Origin of the sequence: Microbacterium sp. MMO-10, assembly GCF_037148715.1 — a bacterium.
Classification (GTDB): Bacteria; Actinomycetota; Actinomycetes; order Actinomycetales; family Microbacteriaceae; genus Microbacterium.
The window spans coordinates 351,436-370,128 of the sequence record NZ_JBBCSV010000005.1; the positions used below are offsets into that span (position 1 = coordinate 351,436).

Genomic DNA, 18,693 nt, shown 5'->3' on the forward strand with positions numbered 1-18,693 from the left:
AGGACAGATGACCGACAGCACGATCGCCGTGTCCGAGACCGCGGCACGCGCCGCGGGCGCCGCCGGGCCGTATGCGGCCACCTCTCCGCGCGAGCGCGCCGCAGCTCTCGTGGCCGCGGCCGACGCACTCGATGCCCACGCCGCCGAACTCGTCGCCATCGCGATGAGGGAGACCGGACTCACCGAGCCGCGCCTGACCGGCGAGGTGCGACGCACCACGGGGCAGCTGCGGCTCTTCGCCGACACCATCGTCTGTGGCGCCTACCTGGACGTGCGGATCGACGACGCGGATCCCGACTACGCGATCGGCCCGCGACCCGATGTGCGTCGCGTGCTCGAACCGGTCGGGCCCGTGCTGAACTTCGCCGCGTCGAACTTCCCGTTCGCGTTCTCGGTCGCCGGCGGGGACTCGGCGGCGGCGCTGGCCGCGGGGTGCCCGGTCATCGTGAAGGCGCACTCGGGACACCCGGAGCTGTCCCGGCGGACCGCGGCGATCGTCGCAGAGGCGCTCGAGTCCGCCGGCATGCCGCGCGGGGTCTTCCAGCTCATCGAGGGGCAGCAGAACGGCGTCGAGCTGCTGCAGGACGAGCGGATCCGCGCCGGCGCGTTCACGGGCTCCACGCACGTCGGCCGCCTGCTCGCCGACATCGCCGCCGCGCGGCCTCGTCCCATCCCGTTCTTCGGCGAGCTCGGCAGTGTGAACCCGGTGTACGCCACGTACGTCGACGAGACGCTGCTGCAGGGTTTCGTCGCCTCCGTCGCGGGTTCCGCGGGGCAGCTGTGCACCAAGCCCGGCTTCCTCTTCGTGCCCGCGGACGCCGACCTCTCCGCGGTCTCACCCGCGGCCGACCTCGTCGCCGAGCACCGGCTGCTGAACCCGGGCATCGGCCGCGCGTTCGAGGGACGCCGTGCCGCGGTGCTCGCCGCGGACGGCGCCACGGTGCTGGCGGCCGGGGGGATCCGCGAGGACGAGGACGGTCAGCGGCACGCGACGCCGACGGTCGTGGCGGTGGACCTGGACACGCTCCGCACCCACCGCGACGAACTGCTCGAGGAGTCCTTCGGGCCGTTGTCGGTGATCGTGCGCTACGAGGGCGTCGCGGATCTGCCTGCGGTGCATCGCGAGCTGTTCCCGGGCAACCTCACCTCCACCGTGCACGCGCGCCCGGGGGAGCTGACGGACGGCTCCCTGGATGCGCTCGTCGACGCCCTCGCCGAGACGAGCGGCCGGGTGCTGTTCGGCGGCTGGCCCACCGGGGTCTCCGTCACTCCGGCGATGCAGCACGGCGGGCCGTATCCGGCGACGACGACCGATGCGACCAGCGTCGGCACCGCGGGAATCACCCGGTTCCTGCGCGGCGTGGCCTATCAGAACGCGCCTCAGGAGCTGCTTCCTCCACCGCTGCGGGACGACAATCCGTGGCGCGTGCCGCAGCACCGCAGCGCTGCAGGCCGTTCCACCGAGTGGGGAGCCCTCTCGCGCTGAGCACGCCGTCCGTACTGGCGGAGGGTCTGTGGGTGCATGCCGGCCAGTTCGGCGGCGACCGCGATCGCGAAGATCGGGGTGTCGGCGCTCATGCGCTCATCGCCCATGGCGCACCGCGTTTCGGCTCTACCGGCACAAGGTCGACTGACCGAGATCAGGAGAATCCACAGGGATCCACCTGATCTCGGTCAGTTCGCCCGTTCTCGGCACGGAGCGGGCCCGAGCGGAGGCGCTCATCACGCCCGCGCCTTCGCCAGAAGCTCGGCGCGCGGGTTCTCCGCCGGTTCCTTACTGCGTGCGCCCCGTCCTCGCCGGACGGGGGCTCTCCGTGCCGGGACTCAGTCGAACACGATGCCGCCGCGCACCACGGCGACGCGGGCGTCCTGCTCCCAGAGCGCCGAGGGGTCGGAGATCGGATCGGCGGACAGCAGCACGGCGTCGCCGTGGGCGCCGACGCCGAGATGCCCGGCGCGCGGATCGCGGATGAGCGCCGCATTGACCGTGGTCATCGACCGCAGCGTCGTCGCCGCGTCGCTCGCCTCGATCTGCAGACGCACTCCGCAGAGCTGGTCGTCCTCCAGCTCGCCCATGAGGTCGGTGCCGAAGCCCACCTGCACGCCGGCGGCGAGCGCGAGAGCCACGGCCTCCTGTCCCTGCGAGAGCACCTCGGCGTTCTTGGCCAGGGAGATCGCGTTCAGGCCGATCCCCGCGCCGCGCCTGTCCATGGCGTCGTAGGCGGCGAGGGTCGGCACGAGGAACGCGCCGGCGTCCGCCATGCGACCGGCGGTCGTCGCGTCGATGAGGTTGCCGTGCTCGATCGAGCGGACCCCGTTGGTGATCGCGTGCAGCACGGCCTCGGAGGAGTACGCATGCGCCGCGACATAGGAGCCGCGGCGGGTGGCCTCCTCGACGACCGCGCGCAGTTCCTCATCCGAGTACTGCGGCACCCGGATCGGATCCGTCAGCGAGAACACGCCTCCGGACGCCATGACCTTGATCGCGTGCGCTCCCGTCCGCAGACGGTTGCGCACGGCGATCCGCAGCGGATCCACCCCGTCCACGATCTCGCTGAGGTGACCGTGCGCGAAGCAGATGTCGACGTGCGCCGAACGCGGATCGCCGTGGCCGCCGGTCTGGCTCAGCGCCGGCCCGGTGAACAGATAGCGCGGCGAGTCGAACAGGTCCCCGTCCACGGCGCGGGCGAGGCCGATGTCGCCGCCGGCGACGTCGCGCACCGTCGTGAAGCCGCGGTGCAGGGCCGCGCGGAGCCGGCGGGTGCCGTTGATGGCCGCGTAGCTGAGGGGGCCCCGTTCGTCCTCCAGCCCGTCCTGGCTGGTCGCGTAGGCGTGGAAGTGCGCGTCGATCAGGCCGGGGATGAGCGATCGGCCGCGTCCGTCGATGGAGACCGGATCGCCGAGCGGGCGATCGGCGACGACCCCGTCGACGATGTGCACGTCGCGGTCGGTGAAGCGTTCGCCGTCCCAGACGGCGGCGCCGAGGATGCTGAGGGATCCGGTGCGCATGGGGCTCCTTGTGTTCGTGGTGAGGGTGCGTGGTGCGGGTGCGCATCACGCGGCGCGGTGCCCATCCGGTCGGGCGGAGGATCGAAGCGGAGACGGCTCGTGCGGCCGACCGCCAGATCCGATCACATCGGTCATGCCCCGACCCTATCTGTAATATGTCATGCAGTACATGGAAGGGCCCTGCCCGGAGCGACACGGGCCGGGGGCGGTTTCGCGGGTTCGCCCGGGATCTGGCAGAATGGATAGCTGGATCGCCGCTCGACCCTCTATCCGGCCGTGATCCACCCTCAGAGCTTCCACCGGATGTGCACCCCACGCGGTCGGTGATCAGTTCGTCTTCCTTCCACACCATTCAGGAGAATCGTGGCTGTCAAGATCCGTCTCAAGCGCCTGGGCAAGATCCGTGCGCCCTACTACCGCATCGTCGTCGCCGACTCGCGCACCAAGCGCGACGGTCGTGTGATCGAGGAGATCGGCAAGTACCACCCCACCGAGGAGCCCTCGTTCATCGAGGTCGACTCCGAGCGGGCGCAGTACTGGCTGTCCGTCGGCGCGCAGCCGACCGAGCAGGTCGCCGCCATCCTCAAGATCACGGGCGACTGGGGCATCTTCAAGGGTGACAAGGACGCGAAGTCCACCCTCAAGGTCGCCGGCGAGAAGGTCGCCTTCGAGGCCGACTCTTCCAAGAAGTCGGTCATCAAGCCCAAGGTCGAGAAGAAGGAGACTCCCGCCGAGGAGGCTCCCGTCGAGACCCCCGCCGAGGACGCAGCCGACGCTGCGGCCGACGCGGAGTAATCCGTCGTGCTGGCTGCCGCGCTCGAGCACATCGTCTCGGGGATCGTCGATCACCCGGACGACGTGACCGTCACCGCCACCTCGTCGCCCCGCGGCGACGTCCTCGAGGTGCATGTGCACCCCGACGACAGGGGTCGCGTGATCGGGCGCGGCGGCCGCACCGCCAAGGCCCTCCGGACGCTGATCACCGCGCTCGCGGACGGACGTCGCGTTCGCGTCGACGTCGCGGACGACTGAGCGTGGCCGTCACCGATCGCCCCTCCGGACGCAACCAGCTGCGCGTGGGGCGCCTCGTCAAGGCGCACGGGCTCAAGGGCGCACTCAAGCTGGAGCTCTACACCGACGACCCCGCCGGGCGCTTCGTGCCCGGAGCCGAGTTCACGTTGCAGGTGCCCGAGGCATCTCCGTGGCACGGCAAGTCCATCACCGTCCGTGAGCACCGCATGATGAACGGCAGCTCCGTCGTGTTCTTCGAGGGCGTCGACGATCGCACCGCGGCCGAGGGCCTGGTGAAGGCGATCCTCTGGATCGACCAGGACGACGCAGAAGAGCCCGAGGACGACGCCTGGTACGACCACCAGCTCACCGGGCTGGACGTCGTCCGCGACGATGTCGTCGTCGGCCGTGTGATCCGAGTCGACCACCTCCCCGCACAGGACCTGCTCATCGTGCGGCCCGCGACGGGGACCGGATCCGAGATCATGGTGCCGTTCGTCTCGGCGATCGTGCCGACGGTGGACATCCCCGGGGGCAGGATCGTCGTGACCCCTCCGGCCGGGCTCTTCGAAGAGCTCGCCGAAGACGATGCCGCCGAGCAGGACGCTCCCGGTGCGGATTGACGTCGTCTCGATCTTCCCGTCGTACTTCGACGGGCTGACCCTCTCCCTGCTCGGCAAGGCGCAGGGCAACGGCATCCTGGACCTGAACGTCCACGATCTGCGCGACTGGACCGGCGATCGGCACCGCACGGTCGATGACACGCCCTACGGCGGCGGAGCCGGCATGGTCATGAAGCCGGAACCCTGGGGCCTCGCGCTCGACGACCTCACGGCTGCGTCCAGGGGTACGGCTTCGTCGGCCGGTTCCGCCGATGCCCGCCCCACCATCATCTTCCCGTCGCCGGCCGGCGAGGTCTTCCATCAGACGACCGCGCGCGAGCTCGCCGATCGGGAGCACCTCATCTTCGGCTGCGGCCGCTACGAGGGCATCGACGAACGGGTCTTCGAAGAAGCCGCGACCCTCGGCGAGGTGCGGCTGATCAGCCTGGGCGACTACGTGCTGAACGGGGGAGAGGTCGCCGTCATGGCGATGATCGAGGCCATCGGCCGGCTCATCCCCGGTGTGGTCGGCAACCCCGAAAGCCTGGTCGAGGAGTCGCACGAGGACGGCCTCCTCGAGTACCCCTCGTACACGAAGCCGTCGGTGTGGCGTGACCGGGAGGTGCCGCCGATCCTGCTGAGCGGCAACCACGGCGCCATCGCCGCCTGGCGACGCGAGCAGCAGTGGGAGCGGACCCGGCGTCGCCGGCCCGATCTGCTCCCGGGCGACGAGGACTGACTCCGTCCCGCCTCCGGGCGTGGTCGCCGACCGTCGTCAGCCGCAGGTGTAGGTGACCCCGCCGACCTGCCACGTTCCCGGGCCGAGCTGCGCGCACATCGACACGACGTTCGCGATCGCGATGCCGCCGATGATCATGCCGATGATCGCGAGCACCGTGAGCACCGCCCCGATGATGATGCCGGCGACGGCCAGGCCGGTCGGCGCATTCGCCTTCTTGAGCTTGGCGCGGGCGACGAGGCTGATGATGAACCCGACGAGCGGGAGCAGGAACGCGAGGATGAGTCCGGCGATCGCAAGACCCTTGCCGGGGACCGGGGCCGCGTAGGGGCCCTGGCTTGCGGGATACGCGGGGACCTGCCCGCCGTACGGATCCGGAGCGGCGTTGGGCAGCGGCGTCGGGTAGCCGTTCTGGGCCGGATAGCCGCCCTGCGCCGGAGCGGGGGCGTATCCCGGTCCGGCCGGGGGCACCGGTCCGGCCGGCGGCACCGGGGCGGCGGGGTACTGCGGAGGTTGCCCGCCCTGCGGAGAGGGCTGGCCGGGCTGCTCGGGGTACGTCATGACGCTCTCTCCTTCATCGCGATGGAACGGACAGCACAGATCCTAGAGCGCCGACGGCACGCGGGACAGGGGTCTCGGGTCACAGCACGCGCTCGGATGCCCGAGAGACCTCGAGGACGATGCCGTGCGGGTGCCGGAGCGCGAGCGTGTCCCCGTGGCCGTATCCGCGCATCGCCCCGCGCAGAAGCCGGCCGATCATCTCGTGCGTGACGAGCAGCGGGGTGCCGGTGCCGGCCCACGCGCACTCCTCGAGGGCGCGCAGAGCCCGCGGCCGGGCCGATGCATAGCTCTCGCCGCCGGGGAAGGCCCAGCCGTACCGATTCTCCGACCGCAGGGCGCGCACGCCCGGGTACGCCTCCTCGAGCTCGGCCCAGGTGCGGCCCGCGAAGGAGCCGTGATCGACCTCGGCGAGTTCGTCCACCACGACGATCTCTGCACCGAGGTGCTCCGCGACGATCTCCGCCGTCCGGCGGGCACGCCCGAGGGGACTGGTGCAGACGATGCCGACGCCGGCGCCCTCGAGCCGGTGGGCGATCTCGCGCGCATGCCCGATGCCGGCGTCGGTCAGAGGCGAGTCGAGCCGCCCCTGCAGCCGATGCTCGTGGTTCCACGCCGTCTGGCCGTGCCGTGCCAGGAACAGGCGCTCCGGCATCCGCAGGTCGTGTCGGGACATGTCCACAGAATGGCACACCTCGGCTCCGCAGGGTGGCAGCGCGTGCCACCGCCGAGCGGCATGCCCCGCGCCTTCCTTCCGGCGCCGGGCGACGGCGCTTCTCCGGCCGTACGCGGTAGCGTCGGCGGCATGGTGGATCACCGTCTGGCCGAATCGTTCCGCACCATCGGCGAGGAGTACGACCGGAGGCGGCCCGGCTTCCCCGCGGCGACCGCGGATGAGATCGTCCCCGTCCCGGTGCGGACCATCCTCGATCTCGGTGCGGGGACCGGCAAGTTCACGGCTCTGCTGACCGCACTCGCGGAACGGGTGATCGCCGTCGAGCCGTCCCGCGCCATGCTCGACGTGCTCCGGCGCCGCTTGCCGGAGGTTGAGGCCCTCGACGGATCTGCGGAACGGATCCCGGTCCCTGATGGGAGCGTCGAGGTGGTGACCGTCGCGCAGGCGTTCCACTGGTTCGACCGGGAGGCCGCCAGTGCCGAGATCCGACGGGTGCTGACCGCGGATGGCGTGCTGGGCCTGGTCTGGAACCACTCCGATCCGTCGTGCAGCTGGGATCGCGCCTGCACGCGGGTCGCGCACCCGGCGCTCAGCGGCGGGCTCTCGGGAGACGACGTCACGAAGGAGCTGCTGCCGGGCTTCGCGCCGCCGAGGTTCACGCAGGTCTCCTGGCGCGAGACGATCACCCGTGCCGACTACGTGGCCCGCTGGCTGACCGTCAGCTCTTTGCTCGCCGCCGACGACGACGTGCGCGCGGGCATGGTCGCGCGGGTCGAGCGCATCCTCGATGAGGACCCCGAGACGGCCGGGCGCGACGCCTTCGAGCTGCCGCAGGTCACGGACGTGTACGTGTACCGGGCGGTGTGAACGGCGTCAGTCGACGCCGAGGAAGGAGCGGTCGGTGAGGATGAGGGGGCCGTCCTCGGTGATCGCCACGGTGTGCTCGGAATGGGAGCCTCGCGAGCCGTCCGCGCTGCGCAGCGTCCAGCCGTCCGGATCGGTCACGAGCTCATCGGTCGTGGCGAGGAACCACGGCTCCAGGGCCATCACCAGGCCCGCGCGGAGCGGGAACCCGCGTCCGGGGCGGCCGTCGTTGGGCACGTGCGGGTCTCCGTGCATGATGCGGCCCACGCCGTGCCCGCCGAAGTCGGTGTTGATCGAGTAGCCCTCGCCGTGCGCGACGCCGGCGATCGCGGCCGAGATGTCGCCGATGCGGTTGCCGACCACGGCCGCCGCGATCGCGGCGTCCAGTGCGCGCTCGGTGGTGTCGATGAGGCGCAGGTCCTCGTCGCGCGGGGTGCCCACCACGAAGGAGACCGCGGAATCGGCGACCCAGCCGTCGACGGAGACCGCGAAGTCGAGGGAGACGAGATCGCCGTCGCGCAGCGTGTAGTCGTGCGGCAGACCGTGCAGCACCGCGTCGTTCACTGACGTGCAGATGACCTTCCCGAACGGGCTGGCGCCGAACGAGGGGTGGTAGTCGATGTAGCAGGACTCGGCACCGGCCTTGCGGATCATGTCGTGCGCGCGCCGATCGATCGAGAGCAGGTTCGTGCCCACCTTGGTCTCGGCGCGCAGCGTCGCCAGCGTCTCCGCCACGAAGCGTCCGGCCGCCCGCATCTCCTCGATCTCGGCGGGGGTGCGCAGTTCGATCATTCCCAGTCCTCTCGTCCTGTCCATTCTCTCCTACCTCTCTGCGGGCCGACGCTCACAGCGAACGCCCGGATCCGGGCCGGCGCCCCCGACGTACCATCGCGGTATGTGGATCCGGCGCGCTTTCTTCTCCTGGCTGTTCCCGGCCGCCCTCGTGCTGCCGCTGTGGCTCTTCATCGGCTGGGGCGTGTTCCACGCCGGGGGGTGGGCGTTCCTCTGGGTGCTGTTCATCGCGCTGCCGTCCGTGCTCGTCGGCGAGGTGGCGCTCGGGCTGCTCGTGCGCGCTCGCCCGACCGTGCGTGCGGAGCGCGCCGTCTCCTGGCGCGATGTCCTGGGCTTCACCGTGTGGCACGGCCTCACGATCGCGCTCGGGTTCTTCCCCGAGAGCGCCTTCGGCTGGCTCCTCACCGGCACGATCGTCGCCTTCCTCGGCCTGTTCTGGTCGACGCTCTGGCAGCTCTGGAAGGATGTGGCGGAGCGCGGAAGGGCGGGTTTCGTGATCGACGGCGACGCGATGCGTCCCCCCGTCTACGGGGATCCGAGCGGCCCCGTGCGGGAGCGGGCGAGCCGGAACGGCGACGTCATCGTCATCACCGAGACGGGGCAGTCCGACGGGGACCGTCCGGAGCGCTGACGCCGTCGGGTCCTGCGCCGCGTCCGGTTTTGGCGCGGACCCGGATCCATGGCAGAATTGTTCCTTGTGCCGTGACCCGGTTCTGCCTCAGGGGAGCCCGCGGACGCTCAGCGCTCCGTTCGGCACACACCACACCTTCATCCCTTCCTACATGCATGCGACCTGAGGCGAGTGCAGAGAGAGACGATCATGCAGATCCTCGACGTCGTCGACGCGGCTTCGCTCCGCTCCGACATCCCCGAGTTCTTCCCCGGCGACACCGTCAAGGTGCACGTCAACATCATCGAGGGCAGCCGCTCCCGTATCCAGGTCTTCCAGGGCGTCGTCATCGGCCGCTCGGGCGACAGCGTGCGCGAGACCTTCACGGTCCGCAAGATCAGCTTCCAGGTGGGCGTCGAGCGCACCTTCCCGGTGCACTCCCCGGTGATCGACCACATCGAGGTCGTCACCCGCGGTGACGTGCGCCGCGCGAAGCTCTACTACCTGCGCAGCCTGCGCGGCAAGAAGGCGAAGATCAAGGAGAAGCGCGACGCGCGCTGATCCCTCTCCGTGTGAGAAGAAGCGCCCCGGGACACGCGTCCCGGGGCGCTTCTTCGTGACCGGGCATGAGAAGCTGGAGGGCGCCGTCGTCCGACGGCCCGAGCCGTGAAGGATGACGCATGACGGAAGAGATCGCGGCCGGACCCGTCGACGCAGTGCGGGAGCCGGCGGCGCCGCGCAGACGCGGCTGGGTCGTCTTCCTCCGCGACATCGTGGTGATCCTACTCATCGCCGTGCTCGTGTCCTTCCTCGTCAAGACGTTCGTGGTCCGCAGCTTCTACATCCCCTCGGGATCGATGGAGAACACGCTCCTCGTCAAGGACCGCATCCTGGTCGACGAGATCACGCCGCATTGGAACGGCTACCACCGCGGCGACGTCGTCGTGTTCAAGGATCCGGGAGGCTGGCTTCCGCCCGCGCCGCAGGTCCCGCCCCGATCCCCCCTGCTCGAGGCGGGGGAATGGTTCCTGACGCTCATCGGCATCGCCGCACCCGATTCGGATGACCATCTCGTCAAACGCCTGATCGGACTGCCGGGAGACCACGTGGTGTGCTGCAACTCCCTGGGCCAGCTCACCGTCAACGGCGCGCCGATCGACGAGTCCTCGTATCTCAAGCAGGGGGTGGGCGACGATCGGGCGTCCAGCATCCCGTTCGACGTCACGGTTCCGAAGAACGCCATCTGGGTGCTCGGCGACAACCGCACCCGCTCCGAGGACTCCCGGTATCACCAGGATCAGCCCGGCGGCGGCTTCGTGCCGATGGACAACATCGTCGGACGGGCGTTCCTGATCACCTGGCCCTTCGACAGGTTCGGCCTGGTCGACGGGCACTACGCCGTGTTCAACGGGGTCTCGAATCCGAAACCGCAGGGGCGCCGCCGTGGCGGTCGCCGAGCCTAGCCTGGTGCTCGAGCGGCGGCTGCTGCGCGAGCACACGCACGTGATCGCCCTCGACGAGGTCGGACGCGGCGCCCTGGCCGGCCCGGTCGCCGTGGGCGCCACGGTCGTGGACGCGGCCGCAGCGCGACGGCGGGTTCCTCAGGGGCTGCGCGACTCCAAGCTCGTCCCGGAGAAGCGGCGCCCCGAGGTCGCGGCGCGGGCCGGCGCGTGGGCGCCCGCGAGCGCGGTGGGCTGGGCGTCGAACGCGGAGATCGACGATGTGGGCATCATGCGCGCCCTCGGCCTCGCCGCGTCGCGAGCGATCATCGCTGCCTGCGGAGACGTCTGGGATCCCGCGGCCGGGCTCGTGATCCTCGACGGCAACCACGACTACGTGTCGGCGGTGCACCCCGGTGCGCTGACCGTGCGTTCGATCGTCAAGGCCGACCGGGACTGCGCGTCCGTCTCGGCGGCGTCGGTGCTGGCGAAGGTCGCGCGCGACGCGCTCATGGTTCAGCTGGCGGGGGAGTTCCCCGACTACCAGTGGGAGCGCAACAAGGGGTACGCCAGCATCGAGCACCGTGACGCCATCCGGCGTGGCGGGCTCACCCGCCACCACCGCTCCTCCTGGGCCATCGCAGACGCGCCGACGCTGTTCTGAGCCGCGCGTTCGGGATGCGGCGGCCTCTCGTAGGATGGAGGGATCATGGATGACGACGCCTTCGACGATTACGACCGCGAGCTGGAGCTCGCCCTGTACCGCGAGTACCGCGATGTGGTCCTGCAGTTCCAGTACGTGGTCGAGACCGAGCGTCGCTTCTACCTCGCGAACGAGGTCAACGTGGTCCGCCGCGACACCGAGCACGACTTCTACTTCGAGGTCGCGATGAACGACGTCTGGGTGTGGGACATCTACCGGGCCGATCGCTTCGTCAAGTCGGTGCGGGTGCTGACCTTCAAGGACGTCAACGTCGAGGAGCTGTCCCGCCGCGAGTTCGAGCTCCCGCAGGAGCTGTCGCTCGACGGCGAGTGACGCAGGAGGCGCCCGCCGAGTCTTCTCGCCCGCGGTGGCGGGGCGGGACGCTCGCCGATCGGCGGTGCCGACCGAGAGGGTGATGTCCTCCACAGGTCGACCTCTTGCGGACTTTCCCACCGGTTGCGGGATCAGGGCGCCGAGGAGCTGCGCGCTCGATCAGGCTGTCCATCATGGCAGCCAAGGACGAACTCGGACGCGCGGGCGAAGACCGCGCCGTCGCGTACCTGATCGGGCGCGGATACGCGATCCTCGACCGGAACTGGCGATGCGAGCAGGGTGAGCTCGACATCGTCGCGCACCATCGGGACGCGCTCGCCTTCGTCGAGGTGAAGACACGGCGGACGCTCGATTACGGGCACCCGTTCGAGGCCATCGACCGCCCGAAGCGCCGACGCCTCTGGCGACTCGCGCAGCTCTGGGTGCGCGCGCATCCGGCGACGGCTCCCGGGGCCGTCCTGCGACTCGAGGCGATCGGCATCGTCGGCGCGGATCCGGCCCACGGGGCGCTCGAGCACCTGCAGGATCTGCGGTGACCGCGCGCACCTGGGCGGTCGCGCTGACCGGCCTGAACGGGCACATGGTCGACGTGGAGGCCGATCTGTCGCAGCAGACACCGGGGTTCGACCTGATCGGCCTGGGGGACCGTGCGCTCGGAGAGGCGGCGCGGCGCGTGCACAACGCCTGCAGGAACAGCGGACTCGACCTGCCGCGCCGCAAGCTCACGGTGAACCTGTCACCGGCCAGTCTGCCCAAGCACGGCTCGGCGTTCGACGTGGCGATCGCCATCGCCGCTCTCGGCACCGGGGGCGTCCTCGATCCGGTGTCCCTCGCGCGCACCGTGCATCTGGGCGAGCTGGGGCTCGACGGCAGGCTGCGGCCGGTCCCGGGTGTGCTCCCCGCATTGCACGCCGCGCGCGAGGCCGGGTTCGAGCGGACCGTGGTCCCGTTCGCGAACGAGGCGGAGGCGCGTCTCGTGCCCGGGATGGAGGTGCACGCGGCGGTCAGCCTCGCGCAGGTGGCCCTCCTGCACGGAGCGGATGTCCCGGAGCTGGGGGAGCCGGAGCCGGTGCTGTCCGCCGCCACTCCCCAGACGAGTGCGCCCGCTCTCGAGCTCGCCGACGTGATCGGGCAGGACGATGCCGTGGCCGCGCTGGTCGTGGCGGCGGCCGGGGGGCACCACCTTCTGCTCTCCGGCCCACCGGGTATGAACTCTTAAGCGAGCATGTGGTGGATTGAGCCGGTATTACGGGCGTTGGCGGGCATTCGATGTCGTGTTTCATGGCGTCCGGGCCTCCCGATAGCATGGCCGGATGGAGGAGCGGGAGCCTGGGCTGAAGCGTGTGCGCCTCACCGGTGCCCGTTTCGAGGCCGGTCGTCTACCTGTGGACTCGCTCGCGGAACTGCAGAAGTATCAGCAGGTTGTCCGGATCGCTGCTGAGGCGGAGTGGTTGCAGGCGCATCCCGGCGAGCAGCTCCCGGATGACTTCAGCGAATCAGTGAGCTTGACGATCGAGCGCATCGACAAGGGCAGTGCAGACGTCTTCCTCGCGTTCGAACAGCACCAGGTGTACGTCGAGTATCAGGTCGAGGCGCAGGACGCCGCTGACGCGATTATCGTCGCCGCCTACTCTGATGCACCGATTCCGGACCTGCCGTCGTTGACGACGAAGCAGGACGTGGAGTTCCGGGAGGTGGTCGCAAGCATCGGGTCGACGCTTGTCGAGGGGCAGAGCATCGAGTTCTATCCCGACGGCACGGACTCGTCACCAGTGTCGATCACCATCGAGACGCACAAGGACGCGGTCGTACGGCTGTCCGGCATCGAGGACTTCCTCGTTGAGCCCGCGCCGAGCGAGCAGAAGCCCGGCCTCGAAGTGGCAGAGGAGAGTCTGGTCGGACGGGTGACTGCGCTCGACGCGGACCGGATGAGGTTCACCCTCACGCTCGCTGATGGAGAGGAAGTGCATGGCTTCTACAAGAACCTGCCCGGTCTTCTCGAGGACTTCCGCAAGCTCGTCAACTCGACTGCCGAAGGCCCGTTGACTCGCATCACCGGTGACCTCCAGACCCGCGGCACCAAGCTCTTCCGGTTCTGGGAGACGTCGTCCGTCGAGCAGGTCGAGTTCGATGACACCGCGTGGGGCGCACGCCTGCGCGAGTTCACCGCGTTACGCGCGGGTTGGGACGGTGGCAGCGCGCTGCAGATCTCCGCAACCGCGCTCGACGCTGCACAGAAGCTTCTTCAGGGCGTTGATCGTGCGCAGCTCCAGGCCCCTGGGGTGTTCCCGACCGATGAGGGCGGGGTGCTGATCGAATGGTCGAGTCCTGCCGGGATCCGCAGCATCGAGATCCTCGCCGATGGCGGCTTCGAGCTGTTCGTACTCCTGCAAGGGCAGCAGTCCGGCGAACACTCCGAAACGAACGACGTCGCGAAGGCGATCGCGTTCGCGGAGGCGATCCGCGCATGATCGCCGACGTCACGCTGCGTGAGGGGGAGCAACTCGTCAGCACCGCCGAGGAACTGATCTACCGCCAGATCGCCCCCCACATGCTCGTCGACGACGGCAAGATTGCATCCACGGCGTTCGGCCCGAACTCGTCCGACAACGACATGCCCTCCTATGCCCGGTCGAGTGTCGTGTCGCCGCAGGAGGCACGCGACTGGCACACCCGGAACGCGTCGAGTCCATCGCAGGGCGTCTGGGGTGTCACCGTCGGCGAGGTGATCGTGGCCGGCCGTTACGTCGTGGACGACTCGGCATGCCCACCGCCGCACAGCGGCAAGCGGGCGCCCGGGCACTGCTTCGTCGACTTCCGCGGGCTCAGCCGGCCGGACCGAAAAGAGCTGCGGGCGCGCCTCCACATGTGCGCGATGGGTCGGGGCGAGATACCGACGGAAGCAACCACCCAGGACGGCGAGCTGTTCGCGTAGATCCTCGAAACGCGTATTGCTTCCCGCTCCCCGTCGCGCGCGCCCGAGGCGCTCAGCTGCTCGGGTGCGCGCTGATTTGTCCCTCGAGTTCGTCCAGCGACGAGAGCTCCGTCTGGATTTCGGGCCACCACCGGCTCTCGGTGATCGGACGAGGCCCGTACCATCCGTCTGACTGGCGTGCTCGGGTGACGATCAGCCCGTGGCGCGCGCGGGAGAGCATCACGAGCAGGATGCGCTGCTCCTCGACGAGCGCGTCGCCCTGGGTGTTTCGCTTTCCTGGGAGGTGACCTTCCTCTACGCCGATCACGATCACCCAGTCGAATTGCTGCCCTTTGCCGGTGTGGGCGTTGAGGAGATGGACACCAGGGCCGACGTGCTGTTTCGGATCCGAGACTCGGATCGACCGGACGGCTTCTCGCGCGGTGCTCGCATCGCTGTGCGACAAGGTGTCGAACGCGTCGTCGATCAGTTCGCGCGTGTCGATGTCGGCGGGATCGACCGCCGCGAGCACGGCGCGTTGGGCGTCCTCGATGCTGGTTGCCGGCGGAAGGGCTGCGACAGTCGACTGGATGAGCGTGACGATAGTCGGGTCATCGATCGCGAGATCCCATCGACGGACGCTGAAATCTTGCTCGCCTCCGAAGGCTTTGTCGATCTCTGTGCGGCGCCACGCGGCTCGGCTGATGATTCCGATCGACACACTCGGGTTCTGTCGCATGATGAGCCCTGCCAGTGTCGCCAAGGCCTCAGCCTCACTGGCGAAGTCGCGGAATGCAAGCGAGGCCGAGCATCCGCCGCCGGCCCACCGGTCAGGGTCGGCGGCGACCAGGCTCGACTCGGGGTCCATACGCTCGCTGATCGAGTTGACGGTTTCGAGGACCTTGGGGGAAGACCGGTATGACTCGTGCAATCGGATCGGTTCCCCACAGCTCAGTCGCACCGATGACTCCACCTCGGCGGGCGCTGCTCCTGCCCAGGAGTAGATGCCCTGGAGAGGATCACCCGCGAAGGTCCGTCGGGCCGTGCAGCTGAGCAGCGCGAGGTCGAGCTGCTGCATTGAAAGATCTTGGAACTCGTCCACCAGCACGGCGCCAAAGTGAGCTTGGTAAAGGCGTGCGACCGCGGGTATGAGGAGCAGACGCTGCGCATGGCGCAGGACGTCGTCGTAGTGGAGCTGATTCGCATCCTGGCGGGCGCGTTCGACGTTCTCGGCCAAGTTGCGCGCCGGTCCGGTCAGCTGAGCGAGAATCGCCGTCAGCACGTCGCTGTCGGTGCGGGGCTGCGTTTGATCTCGCTGAGCATGCGCTCCGCGTCGTAGATCGCGTTACCTCCTCCGGCAGCCTCCATCGCTTTCCGCACGGTGCTGGTCTTCGGCAGTGCCAGGCTGTCCATGTCGAGGCCGATAGTGCGACCGTGGGCGAGCACAACCTCAGTGGCGAATCCATGAAGGTTGCGAGCGAGGACGTGTCGGCGGGCTTGCGCATGCCCGACGACGGACCGCAGCCGCTCCTCGAGGTTCGATCGCGCCCGCTTGGTGAAGGTGAGTGCGAGTACTCGTTGGTTCTTCTCGAGCAGATCGATCTGATGCGCAGCCCGGTGCGCGAGGACCTCGGTCTTGCCGCAGCCGGGCGGCGCGATGATCAGTACGTGCGCCCGCTCGGACAGAGCGGCGGTGCGCTGCTCGTCGCTCAGCAGGAGCCCTGTCACGATCTGCTCAGCTCGTCAAGCACGTACAGCAGCCGTGACACGCTGCCGATCTTCTCCGCGCTTTCCGGGGTGAGGACTTCGGCGATGCAGGTGGCGGCCTCCACCTTTCCGCGGTCCCGGCAGAACTTCGCGACGGTTCCGGGATCGAGCTCATCGAGGGAAGCGGCCTTCGCAGCGTTCATGATGCCGTCTTGTTGACAGAAGTCGCCGTCGATAAGGGCCCTCGCCGCTGACGGGCCGCCGAGCGCACGGGTGTACTCGTCTTCGAGGTCGGTCTCTGAGATGAAGACCTTCTGGTCGACCACCGTGTCGCGTTTCCCGCCGAACGCATTCACCCATGCTCCGCTCTCGGCTTGGTCGACCAAACCGAGCATCGTCGGCCCGAAGCCGTCTGGCCCGAGGAGCGGGAAGATGTTCTTGAACTTGTAGGCGCCGTCGAGCTCGAGCACGACAGCGCCGAGGCGGTCGAGGTCGATGCCGAGAACTCCGGCGACGGCCTCGACGACAATTCGGTCTGCGGCTCCCTCAACTACGATCACGAAACGCGCAGTGAGCGCTTCCAATAGTCGCGGAGACCACCAGTGCGCGCGCACCTTCTCAATCTTGGACAGCTGGGTGTCCTTGATCTGGTGGCACACCCCGTGCCGATCGACCGCGATGACTTCGGAGGGCTCGAAGCGGTGCAGGATGTACGGGGAATGGGTGACGATGATCTTCTGATTGCCTTCGCCGCTGAGGAGATCTGCGGCCGTCCGCTGGCTGGTTGGGTGCAGATGCAACTCCGGCTCATCGATCGCTAGGACGTTGGCAGAGCCCTCGGCCAAATCGAAGAGCGTCATCGACATCAACTGACGGGCGCCGTCGGACTGCTCCATGAGTGGTACCTGGGCATCTCCGCGATTGAGGAAGATCGACACGTCCTGGAGTACGTCGCTCTTCGGATCCGTCGTGCTCCGTACCGCGAAGTCCTCTCGGGTCACCGCGCGCGGCATCGCGCGGCTGAGGTGCTTCGCGACGCGATCCAGGAGATCAGCGACGGACTCGTTTCCGGACAGCTGTTCGTTGAACTGGGTCAGCAGCGTCTTCAGGGCTTCTTCGTTCGACCCGAGGTCCGCGGCGGCGAGCAGCGTTCGCACCGGGCTGTGCGCCCCCTCCATCATCGACGAGCCCCGATTTGCTCGGAGGTAACGCCAGCCGAACTCGTCCAGTTGGTTGCGATTGGGTGCGCGTTCATGACCGCTTTCCGGGAACCAGCGACGAACGGTGATCGCCTCATCATCATCAGGATCGGTCTCGACGATCATCTGCATCCAGAGGTGTTCGCTCACAAGATCCGGTTCAATAGTGATCTCCGACGGGAAGGGGCGTCGATTCTCCTGAGTGAAGCCGGACCACCAGACGTTGACGACGAGGGGATTCTCGACGTCTCGGAGGTCCTCTCGGCCGAGCGTCTGATAGAGGGCGCTGGTAGTGGAGCTGACAGCCAGATTCAGCATGCGCAGGAGCGACGACTTCCCCACGTCGTTCGCCCCGACGATGACGGCATGCCGACGGACCTCGACATCAAGATCGTCGATCCGACTGTGATTACGGATCTCAACTCTGGATAGCCGCATCAGCGCCTCGTCCCCCTGTTGTACGGCCGACCGAAGTCGCGCCCCGCTTGTGATGTACTCAGACCCGACTCGAATCCGTGGGTTGAGCGCACGAATCACCAATTCAATCGGCGTCGAGAAAGTGCGATCGGGCCGCGAATGGCTTCACCATCCGAAGAACTGACGTACCAAGTCGATCACGCCCTCCGCGGCGAGATCGGTAGCGACGCCACCCGCGATCGCGATCGCACCGGACTTGATTCCCGCGATCAGCTGATCGAGCTTCCCTCGCTTCTCATCGTCGCTACCGTCCGTGGCGAGAACTTGGGACAAGGTGACGATGCTGCTGTCGGTCAGGAACGCCCGCGCCGCCGTCAGCGCCCCGACCAGGTCACCTTGTCTGATGACGACCTTCGGGCGCACTACGTGCCCTTGGGCGAGCCCGTTCACGGGCCCGTAGATGTTGTTGGTGATGTGCATGACCGTCGACCGCACAGCGGGATCTTGCATCGTGGGGCCGCCAACCTCACCCGCATCGGGGAACGCCGACTGGAGATCCAGCGCCAGTTCCAGCGCCTTCGTGCGCACGACGTCAACGATGCTCTGCAGAACGGAGGAGGACACGGTCTTCGAAGCGCTGTACACACCCCACAGCGGGATGAACGGCACCCGTCGCTCATCGATCCACTTGTTGTAGAATCCGACCGCCACTGGATCCCAAGGGATGTGGATGCCCTCGTCAGAGCGGCTCAAGCTCTCAATGCCCGCAAGCGGCTCGGAGAAGGCCGCCTTGAATAAACCATCGAAGCCATCCGGAATCCCGTGCGACGTGAGATAGTTCGTACCCTGAGCGCCGCCGGGACCGACGATCTGCGCGCGAACTTGCACCGCCATCGGACCCCGGTATGAAGGAAGACTGTCGTCGTCCTCGTAGCCGTTCAGTTCCTGCTTGGCCCACATCAGTAGCGGTGCGGCCTCGAGGCGGTGCGCGACGATCATCAGTTTCCGGAGCATCGCCGATGCTTCTCCATCCGAGGCCTGAGCGATCAGATCATCCAGCAGCGACATCACGCCCCCGACTTGATGACGCCCGACACGGCGTGCGTCAACGCAATCATGC

At 68.5% G+C, this 18,693-nt stretch carries 23 protein-coding genes and 1 pseudogene; 15 read left to right on the forward strand and 9 right to left on the reverse strand.

All coding sequences use genetic code 11. The features are described from left to right. The first annotated feature begins 7 nt into the window (after positions 1-7). Positions 8-1,486, forward strand: a complete 1,479-nt coding sequence (locus WFJ17_RS17660; protein ID WP_336649087.1) for an aldehyde dehydrogenase (NADP(+)) — start codon at positions 8-10, stop codon at positions 1,484-1,486. A gap of 5 nt (positions 1,487-1,491) precedes the next feature. Here WFJ17_RS17660 and WFJ17_RS17665 read toward each other — a convergent pair. Further along, positions 1,492-1,578: pseudogene (locus WFJ17_RS17665) on the reverse strand (heat shock protein transcriptional repressor HspR); the annotation flags it as partial. Between the two features lie 246 nt (positions 1,579-1,824). Then, positions 1,825-3,009: a metal-dependent hydrolase family protein gene (locus WFJ17_RS17670; RefSeq protein WP_336649088.1), complete on the reverse strand. Its 1,185-nt coding sequence runs from the start codon at positions 3,007-3,009 to the stop codon at positions 1,825-1,827. Between the two features lie 363 nt (positions 3,010-3,372). Between WFJ17_RS17670 and rpsP the strand changes: the two genes are divergently transcribed. Genes rpsP through trmD form a run of 4 tightly spaced genes read left to right on the forward strand, consistent with a single transcriptional unit; the run spans position 3,373 to position 5,361 of the window. After that, positions 3,373-3,804 (forward strand): 30S ribosomal protein S16, encoded by a 432-nt coding sequence (rpsP, locus tag WFJ17_RS17675; protein WP_233309342.1) that lies wholly within the window; start codon positions 3,373-3,375, stop codon positions 3,802-3,804. A 6-nt stretch (positions 3,805-3,810) separates the two neighbouring features. Further along, positions 3,811-4,041, forward strand: a complete 231-nt coding sequence (locus WFJ17_RS17680; protein ID WP_251440658.1) for an RNA-binding protein — start codon at positions 3,811-3,813, stop codon at positions 4,039-4,041. Positions 4,042-4,043: 2 nt separating this feature from the next. Then, the gene (gene rimM, locus WFJ17_RS17685; protein WP_336649089.1) at positions 4,044-4,643 is read left to right on the forward strand and encodes a ribosome maturation factor RimM; all 600 of its coding nucleotides are present in this window, start codon (positions 4,044-4,046) and stop codon (positions 4,641-4,643) included. Continuing rightward, entirely contained in the window at positions 4,633-5,361 is a 729-nt protein-coding gene (gene trmD / locus WFJ17_RS17690) for a tRNA (guanosine(37)-N1)-methyltransferase TrmD (protein ID WP_251440640.1), read from the forward strand. The genes rimM and trmD overlap by 11 nt, the downstream gene beginning before the upstream one ends. 36 nt (positions 5,362-5,397) lie before the next feature. Here trmD and WFJ17_RS17695 read toward each other — a convergent pair whose 3' ends face one another. Next, a complete protein-coding gene (locus tag WFJ17_RS17695) occupies positions 5,398-5,922 on the reverse strand; it encodes a DUF4190 domain-containing protein (protein WP_336649090.1) in 525 nt (174 codons plus the stop codon). A gap of 79 nt (positions 5,923-6,001) precedes the next feature. Further along, positions 6,002-6,595, reverse strand: a complete 594-nt coding sequence (locus tag WFJ17_RS17700) for a histidine phosphatase family protein (RefSeq protein WP_251440630.1) — start codon at positions 6,593-6,595, stop codon at positions 6,002-6,004. Positions 6,596-6,724: 129 nt separating this feature from the next. Between WFJ17_RS17700 and WFJ17_RS17705 the strand changes: the two genes are divergently transcribed. Next, entirely contained in the window at positions 6,725-7,462 is a 738-nt protein-coding gene (locus WFJ17_RS17705; RefSeq protein ID WP_336649091.1) for a class I SAM-dependent methyltransferase, read from the forward strand. 6 nt (positions 7,463-7,468) lie between these two features. Here the strand turns inward: WFJ17_RS17705 and map are convergent, their stop codons facing one another. Continuing rightward, positions 7,469-8,251 (reverse strand): type I methionyl aminopeptidase, encoded by a 783-nt coding sequence (map, locus tag WFJ17_RS17710; RefSeq protein WP_251440624.1) that lies wholly within the window; start codon positions 8,249-8,251, stop codon positions 7,469-7,471. Between the two features lie 103 nt (positions 8,252-8,354). Here map and WFJ17_RS17715 point away from each other — a divergent pair, with 103 nt between their 5' ends. From WFJ17_RS17715 to WFJ17_RS17755, 9 genes are all read left to right on the forward strand, one after another. Next, complete coding sequence (locus WFJ17_RS17715; protein WP_251440608.1) at positions 8,355-8,882, forward strand: MFS transporter permease; 528 nt, start codon at positions 8,355-8,357, stop codon at positions 8,880-8,882. Between the two features lie 189 nt (positions 8,883-9,071). Continuing rightward, positions 9,072-9,422 (forward strand): 50S ribosomal protein L19, encoded by a 351-nt coding sequence (gene rplS, locus WFJ17_RS17720; RefSeq protein ID WP_251440594.1) that lies wholly within the window; start codon positions 9,072-9,074, stop codon positions 9,420-9,422. Positions 9,423-9,541: 119 nt separating this feature from the next. Beyond that, positions 9,542-10,324: a signal peptidase I gene (gene lepB / locus WFJ17_RS17725; protein WP_292888458.1), complete on the forward strand. Its 783-nt coding sequence runs from the start codon at positions 9,542-9,544 to the stop codon at positions 10,322-10,324. Beyond that, positions 10,305-10,964, forward strand: a complete 660-nt coding sequence (locus WFJ17_RS17730) for a ribonuclease HII (RefSeq protein WP_251440579.1) — start codon at positions 10,305-10,307, stop codon at positions 10,962-10,964. Before lepB ends, WFJ17_RS17730 begins: the two co-directional genes overlap by 20 nt. Positions 10,965-11,009: 45 nt before the next feature. Then, complete coding sequence (locus tag WFJ17_RS17735; protein ID WP_045252131.1) at positions 11,010-11,336, forward strand: DUF2469 family protein; 327 nt, start codon at positions 11,010-11,012, stop codon at positions 11,334-11,336. 173 nt (positions 11,337-11,509) lie between these two features. Beyond that, on the forward strand, positions 11,510-11,872 hold the full coding sequence (locus WFJ17_RS17740; RefSeq protein ID WP_292888463.1) for a YraN family protein: 363 nt from the start codon (positions 11,510-11,512) through the stop codon (positions 11,870-11,872). Next, complete coding sequence (locus tag WFJ17_RS17745) at positions 11,869-12,555, forward strand: magnesium chelatase domain-containing protein (protein ID WP_336649092.1); 687 nt, start codon at positions 11,869-11,871, stop codon at positions 12,553-12,555. Before WFJ17_RS17740 ends, WFJ17_RS17745 begins: the two co-directional genes overlap by 4 nt. Before the next feature lie 94 nt (positions 12,556-12,649). Further along, positions 12,650-13,807 (forward strand): hypothetical protein, encoded by a 1,158-nt coding sequence (locus WFJ17_RS17750; protein WP_336649093.1) that lies wholly within the window; start codon positions 12,650-12,652, stop codon positions 13,805-13,807. Continuing rightward, positions 13,804-14,271, forward strand: coding sequence for a hypothetical protein (locus WFJ17_RS17755; protein ID WP_336649094.1), 468 nt, complete (start codon positions 13,804-13,806; stop codon positions 14,269-14,271). The genes WFJ17_RS17750 and WFJ17_RS17755 overlap by 4 nt, the downstream gene beginning before the upstream one ends. Before the next feature lie 52 nt (positions 14,272-14,323). Here the strand turns inward: WFJ17_RS17755 and WFJ17_RS17760 are convergent, their stop codons facing one another. The 4 genes from WFJ17_RS17760 to WFJ17_RS17775 form a co-directional block, all read right to left on the reverse strand. After that, positions 14,324-15,532, reverse strand: coding sequence for a UvrD-helicase domain-containing protein (locus WFJ17_RS17760; protein ID WP_336649095.1), 1,209 nt, complete (start codon positions 15,530-15,532; stop codon positions 14,324-14,326). Then, positions 15,526-15,978 carry a UvrD-helicase domain-containing protein gene (locus WFJ17_RS17765; RefSeq protein WP_336649096.1) on the reverse strand — a complete coding sequence of 151 codons (453 nt, stop codon included), beginning with the start codon at positions 15,976-15,978 and terminating at the stop codon, positions 15,526-15,528. Before WFJ17_RS17765 ends, WFJ17_RS17760 begins: the two co-directional genes overlap by 7 nt. After that, positions 15,975-17,594: an ATP-dependent nuclease gene (locus tag WFJ17_RS17770; protein WP_336649097.1), complete on the reverse strand. Its 1,620-nt coding sequence runs from the start codon at positions 17,592-17,594 to the stop codon at positions 15,975-15,977. The genes WFJ17_RS17765 and WFJ17_RS17770 overlap by 4 nt, the downstream gene beginning before the upstream one ends. A 144-nt stretch (positions 17,595-17,738) precedes the next feature. Continuing rightward, positions 17,739-18,641, reverse strand: a complete 903-nt coding sequence (locus WFJ17_RS17775) for an AbiTii domain-containing protein (protein WP_336649152.1) — start codon at positions 18,639-18,641, stop codon at positions 17,739-17,741. Positions 18,642-18,693: the final 52 nt, after the last annotated feature.

What these genes read in the sequence shown, in the direction of transcription:
- WFJ17_RS17775 (WP_336649152.1), bottom strand. Translation starts at nt 18,641, where the DNA reads ATGTCGCTGCTGGATGATCTGATCGCTCAGGCCTCGGATGGAGAAGCA.
- WFJ17_RS17740 (WP_292888463.1), top strand. Translation starts at nt 11,510, where the DNA reads ATGGCAGCCAAGGACGAACTCGGACGCGCGGGCGAAGACCGCGCCGTC.
- WFJ17_RS17750 (WP_336649093.1), top strand. Translation starts at nt 12,650, where the DNA reads ATGGAGGAGCGGGAGCCTGGGCTGAAGCGTGTGCGCCTCACCGGTGCC.
- WFJ17_RS17700 (WP_251440630.1), bottom strand. Translation starts at nt 6,595, where the DNA reads ATGTCCCGACACGACCTGCGGATGCCGGAGCGCCTGTTCCTGGCACGG.
- WFJ17_RS17670 (WP_336649088.1), bottom strand. Translation starts at nt 3,009, where the DNA reads ATGCGCACCGGATCCCTCAGCATCCTCGGCGCCGCCGTCTGGGACGGC.
- lepB (WP_292888458.1), top strand. Translation starts at nt 9,542, where the DNA reads ATGACGGAAGAGATCGCGGCCGGACCCGTCGACGCAGTGCGGGAGCCG.
- WFJ17_RS17695 (WP_336649090.1), bottom strand. Translation starts at nt 5,922, where the DNA reads ATGACGTACCCCGAGCAGCCCGGCCAGCCCTCTCCGCAGGGCGGGCAA.
- WFJ17_RS17735 (WP_045252131.1), top strand. Translation starts at nt 11,010, where the DNA reads ATGGATGACGACGCCTTCGACGATTACGACCGCGAGCTGGAGCTCGCC.
- WFJ17_RS17715 (WP_251440608.1), top strand. Translation starts at nt 8,355, where the DNA reads ATGTGGATCCGGCGCGCTTTCTTCTCCTGGCTGTTCCCGGCCGCCCTC.
- WFJ17_RS17770 (WP_336649097.1), bottom strand. Translation starts at nt 17,594, where the DNA reads ATGCGGCTATCCAGAGTTGAGATCCGTAATCACAGTCGGATCGACGAT.
- WFJ17_RS17660 (WP_336649087.1), top strand. Translation starts at nt 8, where the DNA reads ATGACCGACAGCACGATCGCCGTGTCCGAGACCGCGGCACGCGCCGCG.
- WFJ17_RS17755 (WP_336649094.1), top strand. Translation starts at nt 13,804, where the DNA reads ATGATCGCCGACGTCACGCTGCGTGAGGGGGAGCAACTCGTCAGCACC.
- WFJ17_RS17705 (WP_336649091.1), top strand. Translation starts at nt 6,725, where the DNA reads ATGGTGGATCACCGTCTGGCCGAATCGTTCCGCACCATCGGCGAGGAG.
- rplS (WP_251440594.1), top strand. Translation starts at nt 9,072, where the DNA reads ATGCAGATCCTCGACGTCGTCGACGCGGCTTCGCTCCGCTCCGACATC.
- map (WP_251440624.1), bottom strand. Translation starts at nt 8,251, where the DNA reads ATGATCGAACTGCGCACCCCCGCCGAGATCGAGGAGATGCGGGCGGCC.